Origin of the sequence: Leclercia sp. J807 (assembly GCF_009734465.1) — a bacterium.
Classification (GTDB): Bacteria; Pseudomonadota; Gammaproteobacteria; order Enterobacterales; family Enterobacteriaceae; genus Enterobacter.
Genome location: NZ_CP046446.1, coordinates 1,349,670 through 1,368,986, shown reverse-complemented (window position 1 = coordinate 1,368,986; position 19,317 = coordinate 1,349,670). Strand labels below are relative to the sequence as shown.

Annotated in this window: 17 protein-coding genes and 5 tRNA genes; all 22 read right to left on the bottom strand. The window is 54.1% G+C overall.

Translation table 11 applies throughout. The features are described from left to right. Positions 1 to 26: 26 nt before the first annotated feature. Positions 27 to 1,070 carry a quinolinate synthase NadA gene (gene nadA, locus GNG26_RS06355; protein ID WP_156238121.1) on the bottom strand — a complete coding sequence of 348 codons (1,044 nt, stop codon included), beginning with the start codon at positions 1,068 to 1,070 and terminating at the stop codon, positions 27 to 29. A gap of 343 nt (positions 1,071 to 1,413) precedes the next feature. Beyond that, positions 1,414 to 1,489: transfer RNA gene (locus tag GNG26_RS06350), tRNA-Lys, on the bottom strand. 29 nt (positions 1,490 to 1,518) lie between these two features. Beyond that, positions 1,519 to 1,594 (bottom strand) — tRNA-Lys (locus tag GNG26_RS06345). 148 nt (positions 1,595 to 1,742) lie between these two features. Further along, positions 1,743 to 1,818: transfer RNA gene (locus tag GNG26_RS06340), tRNA-Lys, on the bottom strand. A 3-nt stretch (positions 1,819 to 1,821) separates the two neighbouring features. After that, a tRNA-Val gene (locus tag GNG26_RS06335) sits at positions 1,822 to 1,897 on the bottom strand. Positions 1,898 to 2,032: 135 nt separating this feature from the next. Continuing rightward, positions 2,033 to 2,108 (bottom strand) — tRNA-Lys (locus GNG26_RS06330). Between the two features lie 162 nt (positions 2,109 to 2,270). Continuing rightward, entirely contained in the window at positions 2,271 to 3,053 is a 783-nt protein-coding gene (cpoB, locus tag GNG26_RS06325; RefSeq protein WP_156238118.1) for a cell division protein CpoB, read from the bottom strand. A 9-nt stretch (positions 3,054 to 3,062) separates the two neighbouring features. After that, positions 3,063 to 3,584: a peptidoglycan-associated lipoprotein Pal gene (gene pal, locus GNG26_RS06320; protein WP_032617096.1), complete on the bottom strand. Its 522-nt coding sequence runs from the start codon at positions 3,582 to 3,584 to the stop codon at positions 3,063 to 3,065. 34 nt (positions 3,585 to 3,618) lie between these two features. Next, positions 3,619 to 4,911, bottom strand: coding sequence for a Tol-Pal system beta propeller repeat protein TolB (gene tolB, locus GNG26_RS06315; protein WP_156240144.1), 1,293 nt, complete (start codon positions 4,909 to 4,911; stop codon positions 3,619 to 3,621). 133 nt (positions 4,912 to 5,044) lie between these two features. Next, on the bottom strand, positions 5,045 to 6,373 hold the full coding sequence (tolA, locus tag GNG26_RS06310; RefSeq protein WP_103823555.1) for a cell envelope integrity protein TolA: 1,329 nt from the start codon (positions 6,371 to 6,373) through the stop codon (positions 5,045 to 5,047). Positions 6,374 to 6,410: 37 nt separating this feature from the next. Next, complete coding sequence (tolR, locus tag GNG26_RS06305) at positions 6,411 to 6,839, bottom strand: colicin uptake protein TolR (protein ID WP_039029343.1); 429 nt, start codon at positions 6,837 to 6,839, stop codon at positions 6,411 to 6,413. Between the two features lie 3 nt (positions 6,840 to 6,842). Continuing rightward, positions 6,843 to 7,535 (bottom strand): Tol-Pal system protein TolQ, encoded by a 693-nt coding sequence (gene tolQ, locus GNG26_RS06300; RefSeq protein ID WP_072036639.1) that lies wholly within the window; start codon positions 7,533 to 7,535, stop codon positions 6,843 to 6,845. Then, positions 7,532 to 7,936, bottom strand: a complete 405-nt coding sequence (gene ybgC / locus GNG26_RS06295; protein ID WP_032617092.1) for a tol-pal system-associated acyl-CoA thioesterase — start codon at positions 7,934 to 7,936, stop codon at positions 7,532 to 7,534. Before ybgC ends, tolQ begins: the two co-directional genes overlap by 4 nt. A 148-nt stretch (positions 7,937 to 8,084) precedes the next feature. Continuing rightward, a complete protein-coding gene (ybgE, locus tag GNG26_RS06290; protein ID WP_103178726.1) occupies positions 8,085 to 8,369 on the bottom strand; it encodes a cyd operon protein YbgE in 285 nt (94 codons plus the stop codon). Further along, positions 8,369 to 8,482, bottom strand: a complete 114-nt coding sequence (gene cydX, locus GNG26_RS06285) for a cytochrome bd-I oxidase subunit CydX (protein ID WP_006177208.1) — start codon at positions 8,480 to 8,482, stop codon at positions 8,369 to 8,371. The genes ybgE and cydX overlap by 1 nt, the downstream gene beginning before the upstream one ends. Positions 8,483 to 8,496: 14 nt before the next feature. Further along, complete coding sequence (gene cydB, locus GNG26_RS06280; protein ID WP_156238115.1) at positions 8,497 to 9,636, bottom strand: cytochrome d ubiquinol oxidase subunit II; 1,140 nt, start codon at positions 9,634 to 9,636, stop codon at positions 8,497 to 8,499. Between the two features lie 15 nt (positions 9,637 to 9,651). Beyond that, positions 9,652 to 11,253, bottom strand: a complete 1,602-nt coding sequence (gene cydA, locus GNG26_RS06275; RefSeq protein WP_114387645.1) for a cytochrome ubiquinol oxidase subunit I — start codon at positions 11,251 to 11,253, stop codon at positions 9,652 to 9,654. 812 nt (positions 11,254 to 12,065) lie between these two features. Beyond that, a complete protein-coding gene (gene sucD, locus GNG26_RS06270) occupies positions 12,066 to 12,935 on the bottom strand; it encodes a succinate--CoA ligase subunit alpha (RefSeq protein ID WP_032617085.1) in 870 nt (289 codons plus the stop codon). Beyond that, positions 12,935 to 14,101, bottom strand: coding sequence for an ADP-forming succinate--CoA ligase subunit beta (gene sucC / locus GNG26_RS06265; protein WP_156238112.1), 1,167 nt, complete (start codon positions 14,099 to 14,101; stop codon positions 12,935 to 12,937). The genes sucD and sucC overlap by 1 nt, the downstream gene beginning before the upstream one ends. An 87-nt stretch (positions 14,102 to 14,188) precedes the next feature. After that, entirely contained in the window at positions 14,189 to 15,415 is a 1,227-nt protein-coding gene (gene odhB, locus GNG26_RS06260) for a 2-oxoglutarate dehydrogenase complex dihydrolipoyllysine-residue succinyltransferase (protein WP_103178721.1), read from the bottom strand. A 14-nt stretch (positions 15,416 to 15,429) separates the two neighbouring features. Then, positions 15,430 to 18,237 carry a 2-oxoglutarate dehydrogenase E1 component gene (gene sucA, locus GNG26_RS06255; RefSeq protein WP_103823558.1) on the bottom strand — a complete coding sequence of 936 codons (2,808 nt, stop codon included), beginning with the start codon at positions 18,235 to 18,237 and terminating at the stop codon, positions 15,430 to 15,432. Positions 18,238 to 18,599: 362 nt separating this feature from the next. Beyond that, positions 18,600 to 19,316 (bottom strand): succinate dehydrogenase iron-sulfur subunit SdhB, encoded by a 717-nt coding sequence (gene sdhB / locus GNG26_RS06250; protein ID WP_103178719.1) that lies wholly within the window; start codon positions 19,314 to 19,316, stop codon positions 18,600 to 18,602. Position 19,317 lies beyond the last annotated feature (1 nt).

The window sequence follows — 19,317 nt, the reverse complement described above, 5'->3', positions numbered from 1 at the left end:
TCCCCTGAACGTTACGTTTACGTGGTTTAAGGACGTAGTGTAGCCGCAAAATCCAGCATTCGGTTAAGCGGAATTAACGCCCCCTCTCGCAGCGCGGCATCAACATGGATTTCATGGGTGGCTCCGCCCGTCTCCAGACCGTTTGCAATCGCTTTGAGCCCGTTCATGGCCATCCACGGACAGTGCGCGCAGCTGCGACAGGTTGCCCCCTCGCCTGCGGTCGGTGCTTCCAGCAGCTCTTTCTCTGGCACCGCCTGCTGCATTTTGTAGAAGATGCCGCGATCGGTCGCCACAATCAACTGGCGATGCGGCAGCGTCTTCGCGGCAGCGATCAGCTGGCTGGTTGAGCCGACGGCATCCGCCATATCAACGATCGCCTGCGGGGATTCCGGGTGAACGAGAATGGCTGCATCCGGGTAGAGCCCCTTCATGCGCGCCAGCGCCTGCGTTTTGAATTCATCATGGACGATACAGGCGCCCTGCCAGCAGAGAATATCCGCTCCGGTCTGTTTCTGGACGTAATTGCCAAGATGTCTGTCCGGTGCCCAGATAATCTTCTCGCCCAGACTGTCGAGATGCTCGATCAGTTCGACGGCGATACTGGAGGTGACAACCCAGTCGGCGCGTGCTTTAACTGCGGCAGAGGTATTGGCGTAGACGACGACCGTTCTGTCGGGATGTGCGTCGCAGAAGGCGGTGAATTCGTCAATCGGGCAGCCTAAATCTAGCGAGCACTCGGCATTGAGGGTCGGCATCAGGATGGTTTTTTCCGGGCTGAGGATTTTTGCCGTTTCGCCCATAAAACGGACCCCGGCCACCAGCAACGTCGAAGCAGGATGCTTAGCACCAAAGCGCGCCATCTCCAGCGAGTCCGAGATACAACCGCCCGTCTCTTCTGCAAGCTGCTGAATTTCAGGATCGGTATAGTAATGGGCCACCATAACCGCATCACGCTCTTTGAGCAGACGCTTAATTTTCTCACGGTAAAACTGCTTTTCGTCCAGGCTCAGCGGGGCAGGCTTTGGTGGGAAAGGATAGATAGCGGCTTCTGGATCAAACATCACACTCATTTTGGCTTCTCGTTTTACAGGCTTAACAAATTTGCCATGCTTTAGCGATGATAACCAAAGTGACGGCAATTGTGTTTTGTATACTAAACAAGATAGCGAATCTGAGAGGGAAAGTCACAACAAAAAGTGTGCGGGCAGCATTTGTCGGGTGGCGCTTCGCTTACCCGACCTACGTAAACCCGCGCATTTTTAATTCTGGAATAACAGATAGCAAAAAGGCGCCTTTAGGGCGCCTTTTTACATTGGTGGGTCGTGCAGGATGACTCGGCTTCGCCTCGCCCTTCGGGCCGTTGCTAAAGCAACGTTATCCTTCACGTTTAATATCTGAGTCAGATATTAAAATTGGTGGGTCGTGCAGGATTCGAACCTGCGACCAATTGATTAAAAGTCAACTGCTCTACCAACTGAGCTAACGACCCCTTGCGGGATGTACTGCTTTTCTTCGAAGTGGTGGGTCGTGCAGGATTCGAACCTGCGACCAATTGATTAAAAGTCAACTGCTCTACCAACTGAGCTAACGACCCATTCGGGTGCTGACTTCGAAGATTATTACTCGGTACCAATTTAAAATTGGTGGGTCGTGCAGGATGACTCGGCTTCGCCTCGCCCTACGGCGCCGTTGCTGACGCAACGTTATCCTTCACGTTTACTATCTGAGTACGATAGTAAAATTGGTGGGTCGTGCAGGATTCGAACCTGCGACCAATTGATTAAAAGTCAACTGCTCTACCAACTGAGCTAACGACCCGAGTGGTGGGTGATGACGGGATCGAACCGCCGACCCCCTCCTTGTAAGGGAGGTGCTCTCCCAGCTGAGCTAATCACCCGATACTACGCTGGATACTACTTACTACTTAGTTAGTGGTGGGTCGTGTAGGATGACTCGGCTTCGCCTCGCCCTACGGGCCGTTGCTGACGCAACGTTATCCTTCACGCTAACCTACTGCTTTCTACTTAAGTAGTGGTGGGTCGTGCAGGATTCGAACCTGCGACCAATTGATTAAAAGTCAACTGCTCTACCAACTGAGCTAACGACCCACTATTTCGGCTGCTTCTGGGGTGTTTGATATCCCTTGGCAACGGCGGCATATATTACTGATTTAAGAATTCTGCGCAACTAAAATTTTGATGAATATCACTTAACTGCTTACGAATTATGCGGCAAGACCAGAAATAAAGCGATTTCTGGTCATGCGGCAATCATCCCATCGCAGCAAGGCGTTTTTGCGCTTGTTTTGCCCCTTCGGTGCCCGGGAACTTTGTGACTACCTGCTGGAAAACGGCTTTCGCTTTTGCGGTATCGCCTTTGTCCTGCATGATCACACCGACCTTATACATCGCGTCAGGTGCTTTCGGTGATTTCGGGTAATTTTTAACGACTGAGGCAAAATAGAATGCCGCATCGTCTTTTTTACCCTTGTTGTAATTCAACTGTCCCAGCCAGTAATTTGCGTTTGGCTGATAAGTCGAATCCGGGTATTTCTTCACGAAGTTCTGAAACGCCGCCATCGCCTCGTCCTGGCGCGAGTTATCCTGCACCAGGGCAATTGCCGCATTGTAATCAGTATTCGCATCACTGCTCTGCACAGGCGCAGCGGTCGAGGCTGATGTGTCAGCCTGAGGCGTTGCCGCAGCACCCTGATCCCCCGTTGCCGGTTGCGCTGCTGCGCCGCCATTATTCAGGTTATCAATCTGCAACATGATCTGCTTCTGACGCTCCACCACCTGATTGAGCTGATACTGGCTTTCCTGGATCTGTCCGCGCAGTGAGTCAATATCGGTTTGGTTGTCAGAGAGCTGCTGCTGAAGTTGGGTTAAAAGCTGGCTGTGAGCATTAGAAATACGCTCGAGTTGGGTGACCCGGTCTTCTACCGAGCCTGAGCCGACACTACTGATTGGTGCCTGAGCAAAAGCGGCCCAGGGGGCCGCTATACCAACCAGTAACGACAGACTCAACAGATGATGTCTGAAGTTACTGCTCATGCAATTCTCTTAGTAAACCAGTACTGCACGACGGTTTTTGGAGTAAGCCGCTTCGTCGTGGCCCAGTACTGCAGGTTTTTCTTTACCGTAAGAAACGATGGAGATCTGGTCAGCAGAAACGCCTTTACCCTGCAGGTACATTTTAACGGCGTTAGCACGACGCTCACCCAGGGAGATGTTGTACTCAGGAGTACCACGTTCGTCCGCGTGACCTTCTACGGTGACTTTGTAAGACGGGTTGCTACGCAGGAAGTTAGCGTGCGCATCCAGCATCGCAGCGAAGTCAGAACGGATGTCGAACTTGTCCAGATCGAAGTAAACAATGTTGTTCTGCTGCAGCTGTTGCATCTGAAGACGCGCCTGCTCTTCAGAAGACATATTGCCGTTGCCGTTTGCGTCCATACCGGTGCCGGCACCCATCATGCCTTCGCCGCTCTGGTCGTTGCTGGCGTTCTTGTTAGAAGAACACGCTGCGATTGCCATAACAGGCAGAGCGATCATCAGCCCTTTCAGCACTTTGTTCAGTTGCATTTCTATGATTCCTATATTATTCAATTAATTATTATTACAGGTACGGCGACCAGGCAGGTGATTTTACCTGTCCATCAGTTGCCGGAATACGCGCTTTGAAACGCCCATCGGTAGAAACCAGATTCAGCACGGATCCCATCCCCTGAGAAGAGCTGTAGATAACCATAGTGCCGTTAGGTGCCAGACTTGGCGTTTCATCCAGGAAAGTCGACGACAGAACTTGTACGCCGCCCCCGCCCAGATCTTGTTTAGCAATGTGCTGCTGACCACCGGCCGAGCTAACCATTACCATAAATTTACCATCAGCGCTCACGTCGGCGTCCTGGTTCTGAGAACCTTCCCAGGTGATACGCTGTGGTGCACCGCCATTAATATTAACTTTATAGACCTGTGGACGACCCGCCTGGTCAGAGGTAAAGGCCAGGTTCTGGCTGTCCGGGAACCAGGTTGGTTCGGTGTTGTTGCTGCGACCATCGGTTACCTGACGGATCTGGCCAGAGCCGATGTCCATCACGTACAGGTTCAGGCTACCGGTTTTAGACAAGGCAAACGCCAGTTTAGAACCGTCAGGCGAGAATGCTGGTGCGCCGTTGTGACGTGGGAAAGAGGCAACCTGACGTACCGCGCCGTTAGACAGCGTCTGGATAACCAGCGCCGAACGACCGCTTTCGAAGGTTACGTAGGCCAGCTTAGAACCGTCCGGAGACCAGGCCGGAGACATCAGCGGCTGTGGTGAACGGTGAACGGTGAACTGGTTGTAGCCATCGTAGTCAGAGACGCGCAGCTCATACGGGAACTGACCGCCGTTGGTCTGTACAACGTAAGCGATACGGGTGCGGAACGCGCCTTTGATGCCGGTCAGCTTCTCAAACACTTCATCACTTGCCGTATGACCCGCATAGCGCAGCCACTGCTTGTTCACTTTATAGGTGTTCTGTGCAAGCACGGTGCCCGGTGCGCCGCCAGTATCTACCAGCTGATAGGCGACGGTGTAACCGCCGTCCGGGTTAGGGGTAACCTGACCCACCACCACTGCGTCAATACCGAGCGCAGACCATGCCGCCGGCTGTAACTCTGCAGCAGTGCCCGGCTGCTGTGGCAGACGAGAACGATCTAATGGGTTGAATTTACCGCTGTTGCGCAGGTCAGCGGCAACAATGCCGCCCACATCTTCCGGCGCAGCGCCTGGCCCTTTCCACTGGAACGGAACCACACCAATCGGACGTGCCGAATCCACCCCCTGGGTGATCTCGATACGCACTTCTGCGTGCAGCACCGCTGCCCACAGCATTAAGAAACTCATTGCAACACGTAATGCCTGCTTCATCATATCTCCCATATCCGGGTAACCTTACCCGCATAATTTAGCAGAATGTTAACAAACCCAAATAAACAAAACTACCAGAACGCTAAGACTAAACCTGGCCTGTTTTTCCCCGTTTGCACAGGGAAATTAAAACTTAAGGCTTGAAGTCCAGCGGTGCATTTTTGAACGTTTCATACACAGCCTGTGAAGGCGGTTTCGGGAACTTCGTCATCCTGCTGGTTGCAGATAACATCTGCTGACAGAAGGCCTCGTCGCCCCCCTCTTTTTTCACGCTGAGGATGGTTCCGTCCGCGGCCAGGTTTACCCGAAGCGTACAGGTTTTCCCGCGATAGCTATCCCAGTCGTACAGATGCCCACGAATGGCGGCCTGTACCTGTGCAATATACGACGCAATCTCAGCCTGAGATGCACCGCCTTGCCCTGGCTTACTTCCTTTAGCAGGAGAAGTGCCACCTGCGCTACCGCTGTTGGTACCTTTCGGCGCATTCTTACCTGAGCTTAAGTCACCGAACAGGTCGTCAACGTCCGATGCGGCCGCTTTTTCTGCTGCGGCTTTCTTAGCGGCAGCGGCTTTCGCGGCGGCAGCTTTGTCAGCAGCAGCTTTATCGGCAGCCGCTTTCTTTTCTGCAGCCGCTTTTTCTGCTGCGGCTTTCTTCTCGGCTGCGGCTTTTTCTGCGGCAGCCGCTTTCTTCTCAGCAGCCGCTTTTTCAGCAGCAGCCTTTTCAGCTGCCGCGGCTTTTTCCGCAGCAGCCGCTTTCTTCGCTGCTTCAGCAGCCGCTTTTTTCTCGGCTTCCTGGGCGGCTTGTTTAGCGGCTTCTGCTTCCGCTTTTTTCTGTGCGTCGGCAGCGGCTTTCTTAGCCGCTTCCGCTTCTGCCTTTTTCTTCGCGTCAGCCGCTGCTTTTGCGGCTTCGGCTTCAGCTTGTTTCTGGGCATCGGCTGCAGCTTTTTTCGCTGCGGCTGCGGCGGCTTCAGCAGCTTCTTTTGCCTGAGCATCTGCCTTCGCTTTCGCTTCCGCTGCGGCTTTGGCTGCCGCCTCTTCCGCCTGCTTCTGCTGCTCCTGCGCTTTTTTCGCGGCGGCTTCAGCCTGTTTTTGCTGCTCCGCCTGCTCTTTCGCCGCTTCCTGCGCCTGCAAACGTTCTTTCTCAAGCTGCTTCAGGCGCTCCTGCTCGGCGGCCTGCTTTTCACGCAGCTCCTCCGCCTGCTGTTGCGCCTGCTTTTCACGCTGCTCTTCAGCGCGCTTTGCACTCGCCTGCTGCTGCTGCTGACGGTTATAGTTCTGAACGACCGCGCCGGGATCGACCATGACGGCATCGATGGATGAACCTCCACCACCTCCGGCAGCGGCATCCAGATGCTCATCGAACGAACTCCAGATCAGTCCTGCAAAAAGAATGACATGCAGCACCGCCGAGATAATTATCGCCCGTTTAAGCTTATCGTTTTGTTCGGTTGCCTTTGACACTATGGGTTCCCAAAAACTCTGTTGTTTACGCAGATAATCAAATAGGCTGCGTCATCAAGCCAACTGACTTAACGCCCGCGCTATGCAACAGGTTCAGCGCTTTAATTATTTCATCGTAAGGCACGTCTTTCGCACCACCGATTAAGAAGACCGTTTTCGGATTGGACTGCAGACGTCGTTGCGCTTCCGCAATGACCTGCTCCGGCGGTAGCTGATCCATACGATCTTTTTCCACCACCACGCTGTACTGCCCTACTCCGGATACCTCAATGATGACCGGCGGATCGTCATTGGTACTTACAGCCTGAGATTCTGTCGCATCCGGCAGATCAACCTCAACGCTCTGGGTGATGATGGGTGCTGTCGCCATAAAGATCAGCAGCAGCACCAGCAGCACGTCCAGCAGCGGCACAATGTTGATTTCGGACTTCAGTTCGCGACGACCCCGTCCACGCTGTCTGGCCATGGTTTACCCCTTGTTGCTCTCGGTGCTGGTAAACGCCTGGCGGTGCAGAATCGCGGTGAACTCTTCCATGAAGTTGTCGTAGTTCAGTTCCAGTTTGTTCACGCGCTGGTTCAGACGGTTATACGCCATAACCGCTGGAATTGCGGCGAACAGACCGATAGCAGTCGCGATCAGCGCTTCAGCGATACCCGGTGCAACCATTTGCAGCGTCGCCTGTTTTACTGCACCCAAGGCGATAAAGGCATGCATGATCCCCCAGACCGTACCAAACAGACCGATATAGGGACTGATGGAACCCACGGTACCCAGGAAAGGAATATGCGTTTCCAGCGTTTCCAGCTCACGGTTCATCGAGATACGCATCGCACGGGATGCCCCCTCAACCACCGCTTCCGGCGCATGGTTATTGGCGCGGTGCAAACGGGCAAACTCTTTAAAACCGCTATAAAAGATTTGCTCGGAGCCGGAGAGGTTTTCACGACGGCCCTGGCTCTCCTGATACAAACGGGAAAGTTCGATACCGGACCAGAACTTGTCTTCAAAGGCTTCCGCTTCGCGGCCTGCCGCATTGAGGATACGGGTTCTCTGAATGATGATGGCCCAGGATGCGATTGAAAAACCAATCAAAATCAACATGATAAGTTTAACCAGAAGGCTTGCCTTCAGGAACAAATCAAGGATATTCATGTCAGTCACTGCTTAAACTCCGCGACAATAGACTTAGGAAGCGCACGAGGCTTCATGATGAGTGGATCAACACAGACAATCAGGACTTCAGCTTCGTTCAGTACCGTGTTCTCTGCATTGACGATCCGCTGCGTGAAAACCAGTGAGGTTCCGCGCATTGATGTTATTTCTGTTTGGACTTCGAGCATATCGTCGAGTCTGGCAGGCGCAAAATACTCCAGCGTCATCTTGCGTACCACGAAGGCAACTCGCTCCGCCAACAGAACCTGCTGGCTAAAGTGATGATGGCGCAGCATTTCAGTGCGTGCTCGTTCATAAAAGGCAACGTAGCTGGCGTGGTAAACCACACCACCGGCATCCGTATCTTCATAGTAGACACGAACCGGCCATCGAAATAGCGTTGTATTCACTTTACATCCCGGTAATGCAAAAAAGGTTAGAGCTTTTAAACTTCGCTACTATACGCGCGGGAATGGTGGTTTGGAATGGGGGAAAGTAAACAGAGAGTAAATTTTTATGGGCCCGGGTAAGCCCATAATATTAACGGATAGTTCTTATTCAGTTGAAAAAGAAAAACAGGCCCAACAGCAGGATCACATCAGCAATCAGCGGGCAAAAAATACCCTGCCAGTGTACGGCTTTCGGACGAAATCCCACCCCGTGGATTACGCCTGCACATACCGCCCACATAATAAGAAAACCGTGCCAGATCTCGAGCTCGCTGGTCTTCGCTGCGAAGCGCGACGGGTCCCAGAAAATGCAGCCCGCCAGCAGTAAGGCCATCACTAAGGAAAGCGCCCTTAACGGGCGCTTGTCCATAATCGCGTAGAGATACGTGATCATCAGTGTTTTTCTTCACCGGCTTTGGACGCTTCAACGTGCTCAAGCGCAAGGGCGGTAATCACACCAAATGCACAGGCCAGAAGCGTTCCTAAAATCCATGCGAAATACCACATATTCAGCTCCTTCCTTAATACATAGAGTGAGTATTGCTTTCGATATGTTCTTTCGTGATACGACCGTACATTTTCCAGTAACACCAGGCGGTGTAAGCCAGAATAATCGGTACGAACACGGCAGCCACAAACGTCATCAGATTAAGGGTCATCTGGCTGGAGGTTGCATCCCACATCGTCAGGCTGGCATTCATCATCGTGCTGGATGGCATCACGAACGGGAACATCGCGATACCGGCTGTCAGGATGATGCACGCCAGCGTCAGTGAAGAGAAGACAAACGCCAGTGCCCCTTTCTCCGCGCGGGAGGTCAGGATGGTCAGCACCGGCAGCGCGACGCCCAGAGCCGGAATCGCCCACAGGATCGGTGTGTTATTGAAGTTCACCAGCCAGGCGCCAGCCTCGCGAGCCACCTCTTTGGTCAGCGGGTTCGACGGTGCGCTATGGTCAATCGCCGTAGTCACAACATAACCGTCGATACCAAACATCACCCACAAACCTGCCAGCGCAAAGCCAACCAGCGTCACCAGAGCCGCCATCTGCGAGACGGCGCGAGAGCGCAGGTGCAGCTCGCCCACGGTACGCATCTGCAGGTAGGTTGCCCCCTGAGTAATGATCATCGCCACGCTGACGCCCCCTGCCAGCAGACCAAACGGATTCAGCAGCTGGAAGAAGTTACCGGTGTAGTAGAGGCGCATATATTCATCGAGGTGGAACGGCACGCCCTGCAGCAGGTTGCCGAACGCCACGCCGATCACCAACGGCGGCACGAAGCTACCGATAAAGATGCCCCAGTCCCACAGGTTACGCCAGCGGGTGTCTTCAATCTTCGAGCGGTAATCAAAACCGACCGGACGGAAGAACAAGGATGCCAGCACCAGAATCATCGCCACATAGAAGCCGGAGAACGCAGCTGCGTAGACCATTGGCCAGGCAGCAAACAGTGCGCCGCCTGCGGTGATGAGCCACACCTGGTTACCGTCCCAGTGTGGGGCGATGGAGTTAATCATAATTCGACGCTCGGTATCATTACGACCGAGGAAGCGGGTGAGCATGCCCACCCCCATGTCGAAACCGTCAGTGACCGCAAAACCAATCAGTAAGATCCCGACCAGCAGCCACCAGATAAAACGCAATACTTCATAATCGATCATTTGATGACTCCTGTCTTACCGTGCCGGCTGAGTAGTCACGGTGGACTGCTCGTATTGAGGCTGAGAAGCAACGGTGGACTGCTCATAATGGTAGCGACCGGTTTTCAGGCTGCTTGGGCCAAGGCGCGCAAACTTGAACATCAGGAACAGTTCAGCCACCAGGAACAGGGTGTAGAGGCCGCAAATCAGCAACATGGAGAAAATCAGATCGCCTGCGGTCAGAGAGGAGTTCGCCACCGCAGTTGGCAGCACCTCACCGATAGCCCACGGCTGACGGCCATACTCCGCAACAAACCAGCCCGATTCAATGGCAATCCACGGCAGCGGAATCGCATACAACGCGGTGCGCAGCAGCCATTTCTTCTCACCGATACGGTTACGAATGACCGACCAGAAGGAGGCGGCGATAATCAGCAGCATCAGCACACCACAACCCACCATGATACGGAAGGCGAAGTAGAGCGGCGCCACGCGCGGAATCGAATCTTTGGTCGCCATCTGGATCTGCTCTTCCGTCGCGTCAGAGACGTTCGGGGTATAGCGTTTCAGCAGCAGGCCATAGCCAAGATCTTTTTTCACGTCGTTAAACTGGTCACGAACAGACTGATCGCTGGTCCCGGAACGCAGTTCTTCCAGCAGCGAGTAGGCTTTCATCCCGTTACGGATACGCTCTTCATGCTGCACCATCAGATCTTTCAGACCGATAACCGGCGTATCCACAGAGCGGGTGGCAATGATGCCCAGCGCATAAGGGATCTGAATGGCAAAGTGGTTTTCCTGCGCATCCTGATCGGGGATACCAAACAGGGTAAAGGCGGCCGGGGCAGGCTGGGTTTCCCACTCTGCTTCGATCGCTGCCAGTTTGGTTTTCTGCACGTCGCCCATTTCGTAACCGGATTCATCACCCAGCACGATAACGGAGAGGATAGCCGCCATACCGAAGCTCGCCGCAATGGCGAAAGAGCGCTTAGCAAAGGCGAAGTCACGACCACGCAGCATGTAGTAGGCGCTGATGCCCAGCACGAACATCGCGCCGCAGACATAGCCGGAGGCCACAGTGTGAACGAATTTCACCTGTGCGACCGGGTTCAGCACCAGCTCGGAGAAGCTGACCATCTCCATACGCATGGTTTCGAAGTTGAAATCAGAGGCGATAGGGTTCTGCATCCAGCCGTTGGCGACCAGGATCCACAGTGCGGAGAGGTTAGAGCCCAGGGCCACCAACCAGGTTACGCACATATGCTGGACTTTACCCAGACGATCCCAACCAAAGAAGAACAGACCTACAAAGGTGGATTCGAGGAAGAAAGCCATCAGGCCTTCAATGGCCAGCGGCGCCCCGAAGATATCCCCGACATAGTGGGAATAATAAGACCAGTTAGTCCCGAACTGGAACTCCATGGTCAGACCGGTTGCCACGCCCAGCGCAAAGTTGATACCAAACAACTTGCCCCAGAACTTGGTCATATCTTTATAAATCTGTTTGCCGGAGAGGACGTAAACCGTTTCCATGATGGCCAACAGGAACGCCATACCGAGCGTCAGCGGCACAAACAGGAAGTGGTACATCGCGGTCAAGGCAAACTGTAAGCGCGACAGTTCGACTACGTCTAACATTATGACTCCTTGCTCATCGCATGAAGACTCCGAGAGTGAATCCCGTTAGAGAAGGATCCACACACATGCCCCAAAAATTATCAGCACCCTTTCTTCGTTACTTAATCCTCGCAGGAGGAAAAAAGCGATGATGAAAGGTTACAGATGCGTTAATAAAAACTGAAATTGATCCCGCAAATATATTACGCTGCAAAACCCTTACAATAAACAGGTTTTTAATGGAAGTCTTTTACGATTTACGACAGCGATCAATATTTAGCAAAATTACCACTTTCCGACCAATTTGATCGGGAACAATTTAGCGCCTTTTGACGCTCTTTTCCAGGTATTAAATATTGATATAAATCAATAATCCCTGAACGTGTTAAGGGTGTTTCCGCGTGGTAAATGCAATGAAAATGATGTTAATGATATGTTTTAATATTCGCTTGATGGTTATCAAATAAAGCGGGGATTATAAATAAAGGTGATTTAAATTAACGCAGGCAGCGAAGCATTTTTTTAATAAGCCTGTGCTGCTAATGTCAGATGGTTCACAGTAATTTTCCGTATAGGTTTTATCAAAAATTATTATCACAAATATTTTACTTTTAATAATCTATAATTTAACACCCATGTGTTGCTAATTTGTTTCAATTCGTCGACCCCAAAATGTTTTCACGCCCGTTCGCTTAACTTTCATCCGCCCTGCCCACCTCTGTCTCCACGCGGAAACACTGTCGCGCAAAAAAAAAGGCCATCTTGCGATGGCCAACCATGTCGAAACGGACATTTATTATGTCAAAGCTCCCCGCACGGGGAGCAGAGAGGATTTACTTAATGATGGATTTCAGTGCTTCACCGATGTCAGCCAGGCTGCGCACGGTTTTCACGCCTGCGGCTTCCAGCGCGGCGAATTTCTCATCCGCAGTGCCTTTGCCGCCCGCGATGATGGCGCCTGCGTGGCCCATACGCTTGCCTTTCGGCGCGGTCACACCCGCGATGTAGCCAACAACTGGCTTGGTCACGTGATCTTTGATGTAAGCAGCCGCTTCTTCTTCCGCGCTACCGCCGATTTCACCGATCATCACAATCGCTTCAGTCTGCGGGTCTTCCTGGAACAGCTTCAGGATGTCGATGAAGTTAGAGCCCGGGATCGGGTCGCCGCCGATGCCCACGCAGGTGGACTGGCCGAAACCGTAGTCGGTGGTCTGCTTAACCGCTTCATAGGTCAGGGTACCAGAGCGGGAAACGATGCCCACTTTACCTGGCTTGTGAATGTGGCCCGGCATGATGCCGATTTTGCATTCGCCTGGGGTGATCACGCCCGGGCAGTTTGGCCCGATCATGCGCACGCCCGCTTCGTCCAGCTTCACCTTCACGGTCAGCATATCCAGGGTCGGGATACCTTCGGTGATGGTGATAATCAGTTTGATGCCTGCGTCGATCGCTTCCAGAATGGAGTCTTTGCAGAACGGCGCCGGAACGTAGATTACGGTGGCAGTTGCGCCAGTCGCTTCTACCGCTTCACGGACGGTGTTGAACACCGGCAGGCCCAGATGGGTGGTGCCGCCTTTACCTGGCGTTACGCCGCCAACCATCTGCGTACCGTAGGCAATCGCCTGCTCAGAGTGGAATGAACCCTGGCTACCGGTGAAGCCCTGGCAGATAACCTTGGTATCTTTATTAATTAAAACGGACATTATTTCCCCTCCACTGCGGCAACAACCTGCTGAGCTGCATCCGTCAGACTTTTCGCTGCAATAATATTCAGGCCGCTGTCAGCCAGTTTTTTCGCGCCGAGTTCAGCGTTGTTACCTTCCAGACGAACGACAACCGGGACGTTCACGCCCACTTCTTCTACCGCGCCGATGATACCGTCAGCGATCAGGTCGCAACGTACGATACCGCCGAAGATGTTAACCAGAACGGCTTTCACGTTGTCATCGGAGAGAATAATTTTGAATGCTTCGGTCACGCGCTCTTTGGTTGCGCCGCCGCCCACATCCAGGAAGTTTGCCGGCTCGCCGCCGTGCAGCTTAACGATGTCCATGGTGCCCATTGCCAGGCCCGCACCGTTAACCATGCAACCGATGTTGCCATCGAGCGCCACGTAGTTCAGTTCCCACTGTGCAGCCTGCGCTTCACGTGGATCTTCCTGAGACTGGTCGCGCATTTCGCGCAGGTCAGCCTGGCGGAACAGTGCGTTGCCGTCAGCGCCCAGTTTGCCATCGAGGCAGATCAGATCGCCCTGCCTGGTGATTACCAGCGGGTTGATTTCGATCAGCGCCAGATCGCGCTCCAGGAAGATAGTTGCCAGGCCCATGAAGATCTTGGTGAATTGCTGCACCAGTTTGCCTTCCAGACCCAGTTTGAATGCCAGCTCGCGACCCTGGTAAGGCATTGGGCCTGCCAGCGGATCGATAGCGACTTTGTGGATCAGATGCGGCGTCTCTTCCGCCACTTTTTCGATTTCCACGCCGCCTTCGGTAGAGGCCATGAACACCACGCGACGGGAGCTACGGTCTACGACTGCGCCAAGGTAGAGTTCTTTAGCAATATCGGTTGCCGCTTCAACCAGGATCTGGTTAACCGGCTGGCCGCCCGCGTCTGTCTGGTAGGTCACCAGACGTTTGCCGAGCCAGTGCTCAGCAAAAGCGCGGATCTCTTCTTTACTGTTAACGACTTTCACACCGCCCGCTTTACCGCGGCCGCCAGCGTGAACCTGACATTTCACTACCCATGGACCCGCACCGATTTTAGAGGCGGCTTCTTCTGCTTCACGAGGGGTATTGCAGGCATAACCCACCGGAGCCGGTAAGCCATACCGGGCAAACAGCTGTTTTGCCTGATATTCATGTAAGTTCATGTGTTCTATCCATCCTTCAGGGTAATCGTTAGGTCATGCTTTTGTAGGCCCGGCAGACCAGGTGCCGCCGGGCAGTACCGCGAAAAACTAGACGTCCAGCAGCAGACGGGTCGGATCTTCCAGCAGCTCTTTAATCGCCACCAGGAAGCCCACGGACTCGCGGCCATCGATCAGACGGTGATCGTAGGAGAGCGCCAGATACATCATTGGCAGGATCTCCACTTTACCGTCTACCGCCATCGGGCGGTCTTTAATGGCGTGCATGCCAAGGATCGCGCTCTGCGGTGGGTTGATGATCGGGGTAGACATCAGCGAACCGAATACGCCGCCGTTGGTAATGGTGAAGTTACCGCCAGTCAGGTCGTCTACGGTCAGCTTGCCGTCACGGCCTTTCACTGCCAGCTCTTTAATTTTCTTCTCGATGTCAGCCATGCCCAGGGTATCCACATCACGCAGAACCGGGGTCACCAGGCCGCGCGGGGTAGAAACGGCCATGCTCACGTCGAAGTAGTTGTGATAAACCACATCATCGCCATCGATAGATGCGTTCACTTCCGGGTAACGTTTCAGCGCTTCAACAACCGCTTTCACGTAGAAGGACATAAAGCCCAGACGGATACCGTGACGTTTTTCAAAGGCGTCACCGTACTGCTTACGCAGGTCCATGATTGGCTTCATGTTCACTTCGTTGAAGGTGGTCAGCATCGCGGTGGAGTTTTTCGCTTCCAGCAGACGCTCGGCCACACGCTTACGCAGGCGGGTCATCGGTACGCGTTTTTCGCTACGTGCGCCCAGAGCAGGCTGTGCTGCTGGTGCAGCTTCAGGCGCTTTGGCTTCTGCTTTCGCTTCAGACGGCGCTTTCGCCAGGTGTTTGTCGATATCTTCGCGGGTCAGGCGGCCGCCAACGCCGGTGCCTTTAATGGCCGCCGGGTCGAGGCTGTGCTCAGCCAGCAGGCGACGGATCGCCGGGCTCAGCGCGTCGTTGCTCTGCTCTTCCAGAGAAGCCTGCTGGCGCTGGGCCGGCGTAGAGGCTTTCTCTTCAGACTTAGCGCTGGACTCTTTGCCCGCGCTGTTGCCTTCACGCAGGCGACCAAGGATCTGGCGAGAGGTTACCGTCGTACCTTCATCTTCCAGGACTGCATCCAGAATGCCATCCGCTGAAGCCGGTACTTCCAGTACCACTTTGTCAGTTTCGATTTCTACCAGCACTTCGTCGCGGGTTACCGCGTCGCCTGGTTTTTTGTGCCAGGTGGCGACGGTTGCATCTGCTACGGACTCAGGCAGGTCGGGAACAAGAATATCTACGCTACTCATTATGTATCCTTTAATTAATCGACGTTCAGCGCGTCATTGACCAGATCTTGTTGCTGCTTCTGGTGAACGGACATATACCCTACCGCCGGAGAGGCGGAGGCCGGGCGACCTGCATAACGCAGAGCAGACCCAAATGGAATCACTTCACGGAAATGATGCTGGCTGCAGTACCATGCGCCCTGGTTGAGCGGCTCTTCCTGGCACCAGACAAAATCATGTACGTGAGCGTACTGTTTCAGCACTTCCTGCATCGCCTGATGCGGGAACGGATAAAGCTGTTCGATACGCACGATGGCGACATCTTTCTGATCGTTCTTACGGCGCTGTTCCAGCAGGTCGTAATAAACCTTACCAGAACACATCACGACACGCTTAACGCCCTGCGGATCCAGTTCGTCAATTTCACCGATGGCCGGCAGGAAGGTGCCGTTTGCCAGCTCTTCCAGGCTGGAGACCGCCAGCGGGTGACGCAGCAGCGATTTCGGCGACATCACCACCAGCGGACGGCGCATCCCGCGCAGCGCCTGACGACGCAGCATGTGATAAACCTGTGCCGGGGTAGACGGTACGCAAACCTGCATGTTCTGCTCGGCGCAGAGCTGCAGATAACGCTCCAGACGTGCGGAGGAGTGCTCCGGGCCCTGCCCTTCGTAGCCGTGCGGCAGCAGCATGACCAGGCCACACATACGGCCCCATTTCTGCTCGCCGGAAGAGATGAACTGGTCGATAACCACCTGCGCACCGTTGGCGAAGTCGCCGAACTGCGCTTCCCAGATGGTCAGGGTACGCGGTTCTGCGGTGGCGTAACCGTATTCGAATGCCAGGACCGCTTCTTCAGAGAGCACGGAGTCCCAAACCTTAAACTGGCCCTGGCCGTTGTGCACGTGCTGCAGCGGTGTGTAGGTTGAACCGTTGGTCTGGTTATGGATCACCGCATGACGGTGGAAGAAGGTGCCGCGGCCCGCATCTTCACCAGACAGACGGACCGGAATACCTTCATCAACCAGGGTGGCGTACGCCAGGTTCTCTGCTCCGCCCCAGTCAAAGAGCTTCTCGCCTGAGGCCATTGCCTGACGGTCAGCGTAGATCTTCTGCACGCGGGACTGCATCTCGATCGCTTCAGGTACGGTGCTGATGCGTTTTGCCAGCTCCTGCAGACGCTTCATCTCTACCTTGTTCGGGTAGCTCTCATCCCACTCGTGGTTGAGGTATGGCGACCAGGTAAAGGAGTGCATGTTCATCGGACGCAACTCTTTTACCACGCATTCGCCGGCATCCAGCGCGTCGCGGTAAAGGTTGACCATCTCGGTGGCATCTTCCAGGGTGACAACCTTCTCCGCTTCCAGCTTGTCAGCATAGATTTTACGCGGGGTCGGATGTTTTTTGATTTTCTGGTACATCAGCGGCTGGGTTGCACTCGGCTCGTCCGCTTCGTTATGGCCATGACGGCGATAGCAGAACAGGTCGATGAACACATCGCGCTTAAAGGTGTTACGGAAATCCAGCGCCAGGCGGGTCACGAACGCGACCGCTTCCGGGTCATCGGCGTTCACGTGGAAAATTGGTGCCTGAACCATCTTACCGATGTCGGTGCAGTATGGGGTGGAACGTGCATCCAGCGGGTTAGAGGTGGTGAAGCCCACCTGGTTGTTGATGACGATGCGAACGGTACCGCCCACTTCGTAACCCCGCGCTTTCGACATGTTCAGGGTCTCCTGAACCACGCCCTGCCCGGTGACTGCCGCATCGCCGTGGATGGTGATTGGCAGAACTTTGTTGCTGCTTGGCTCGTCCAGACGATCCAGACGGGCGCGTACGGAGCCGATCACCACCGGGCTTACGATCTCAAGGTGCGACGGGTTAAACGCCAGCGCCATGTGAACCAGGCCGCCCTGGGTTTCGATATCCGATGAGAAGCCCATGTGGTACTTCACGTCACCGGTACCGAGGTGTTCTTTATGTTTGCCCGCGAATTCGTCGAACAGATCCTGCGGCTTTTTACCCAGCACGTTGATCAGCACGTTCAGACGACCACGGTGCGCCATGCCCAGTACCACTTCGCGGGTACCGCTGTTGCCCGCGTGGCGGATCAGCTCTTTCAGCATCGGCACCAGCGCATCGCCGCCTTCCAGCGAGAAGCGTTTTGCGCCCGGGAATTTCGCACCGAGATAACGCTCCAGCCCTTCGGCTGCGGTCAGTTCGTTCAGGAAACGCTTTTTCTCGTCGGCATTGAAGGTGGATTTACCGGCAACGGATTCGATCCGCTGCTGGATCCAGCGTTTCTCTTCGGTAGAGGTGATGTGCATATACTCTGCACCGATGGAGCCGCAGTAGGTCTGCTTCAGTGCTTCCAGCAGATCGCCCAGCTTCATCGTGTCTTTGCCGATAGCGAAAGAGCCAACGTTGAAGGTTTCCTGGAAATCCGCTTCGGTCAGATCGTGATATGCCGGATCTAAATCAGCCACGCGCTCCTGCTTCCACAGTCCCAGCGGATCCAGATTTGCGTGCTGGTGGCCGCGGAAGCGGTAGGCGTTAATCAGCTGCAGGACTTTAACCTGCTTCGCATTGGTGTCAGGGTCGGAGATAGCGGAAGAGTAACGTGAGGCATCCTTCGCCAGACGACGGAAATAATCACGTGTTTTGGAATGAAATTGATCCGGTTTGACACCCGTTCCAGGTAACTCCTGGAACATGGAACGCCAGTTAGCGTCCACTGAGTCAGGGTCGGTTAAGAAGTCTTCATAGAGCTGTTCAATCCAGCTTTGGTTTGCACCAGAGAGGAATGAAGAGTCCAGCCAGGCTTTCATTGCGCCGTTCTGCATCGTGATCCCTTAAGCATTTTTATGCTTACTTTCGCCGTAGAAACTACCACGCACACCACGTGTACGTGCCGGGGTTCACCTGCGAGCTCTTTTACTTTGGCCCGCGAAGGAACCTTTAGAAACTGTCTAAATAATCTTCGTCGTTCCGGCTGCGACTGCGTTGCGGCTTTCACTCACCCCAGTCACATAGTTCACTATGCTCCGGGGATTCGTTCAACCGCGCCTTGTCTCGCGCTGAACGTCTCGATTATTTACTTAACTGGCAGTTTTTAAAGGTTTCTGCAAATTGCCCGGTGGCGCTACGCTGACCGGGCCTACAAAATCGTAGGCCGGATAAGCGCAGCGCCATCCGGCGTTGTTACTTACGCACTGCGCTGCAACAACATCGACTTAATGTGGCCGATAGCACGCGTCGGGTTCAGCCCCTTAGGACATACACTGACGCAGTTCATGATGCTGTGGCAGCGGAATACGCTGAAAGCATCACTCAGCCCTTCCAGGCGGTTGTCGGTTTCGGTATCGCGGCTGTCAATCAGGAAGCGGTACGCTGCCAGCAGGCCAGCCGGGCCGATAAACTTGTCCGGGTTCCACCAGAACGACGGGCAAGAGGTCGAACAACATGCACAGAGGATACACTCATACAGGCCATCGAGTTTTTCACGCTGCTCTGGCGACTGTAAATGCTCGCGAGCGGGTGGATTTTGCCCATTATTCAATAAGTAAGGCTTAATCTTCTCATATTGTGCATAGAATTGCCCCATGTCCACCACCAAATCGCGCACGACCGGCAGTCCTGGCAGAGGGCGGATGACAATCTTCTGTCCCGGACGATTAAGCGCCGAGATAGGCGTGATACAGGCCAGACCGTTTTTGCCATTCATGTTCAGACCGTCGGAGCCACACACCCCTTCACGGCAGGAACGACGGAATGACAGTGTCGGATCCTTTTCTTTCAGCTGCATTAAGGCGTCCAGCAGCATCATGTCACGGCCTTCTTCCGCTTCCAGGGTGTAATCCTGCATACGCGGAGCGTCATCAACATCAGGGTTATAACGATAAACTGAAAATTCGAGTTTCATT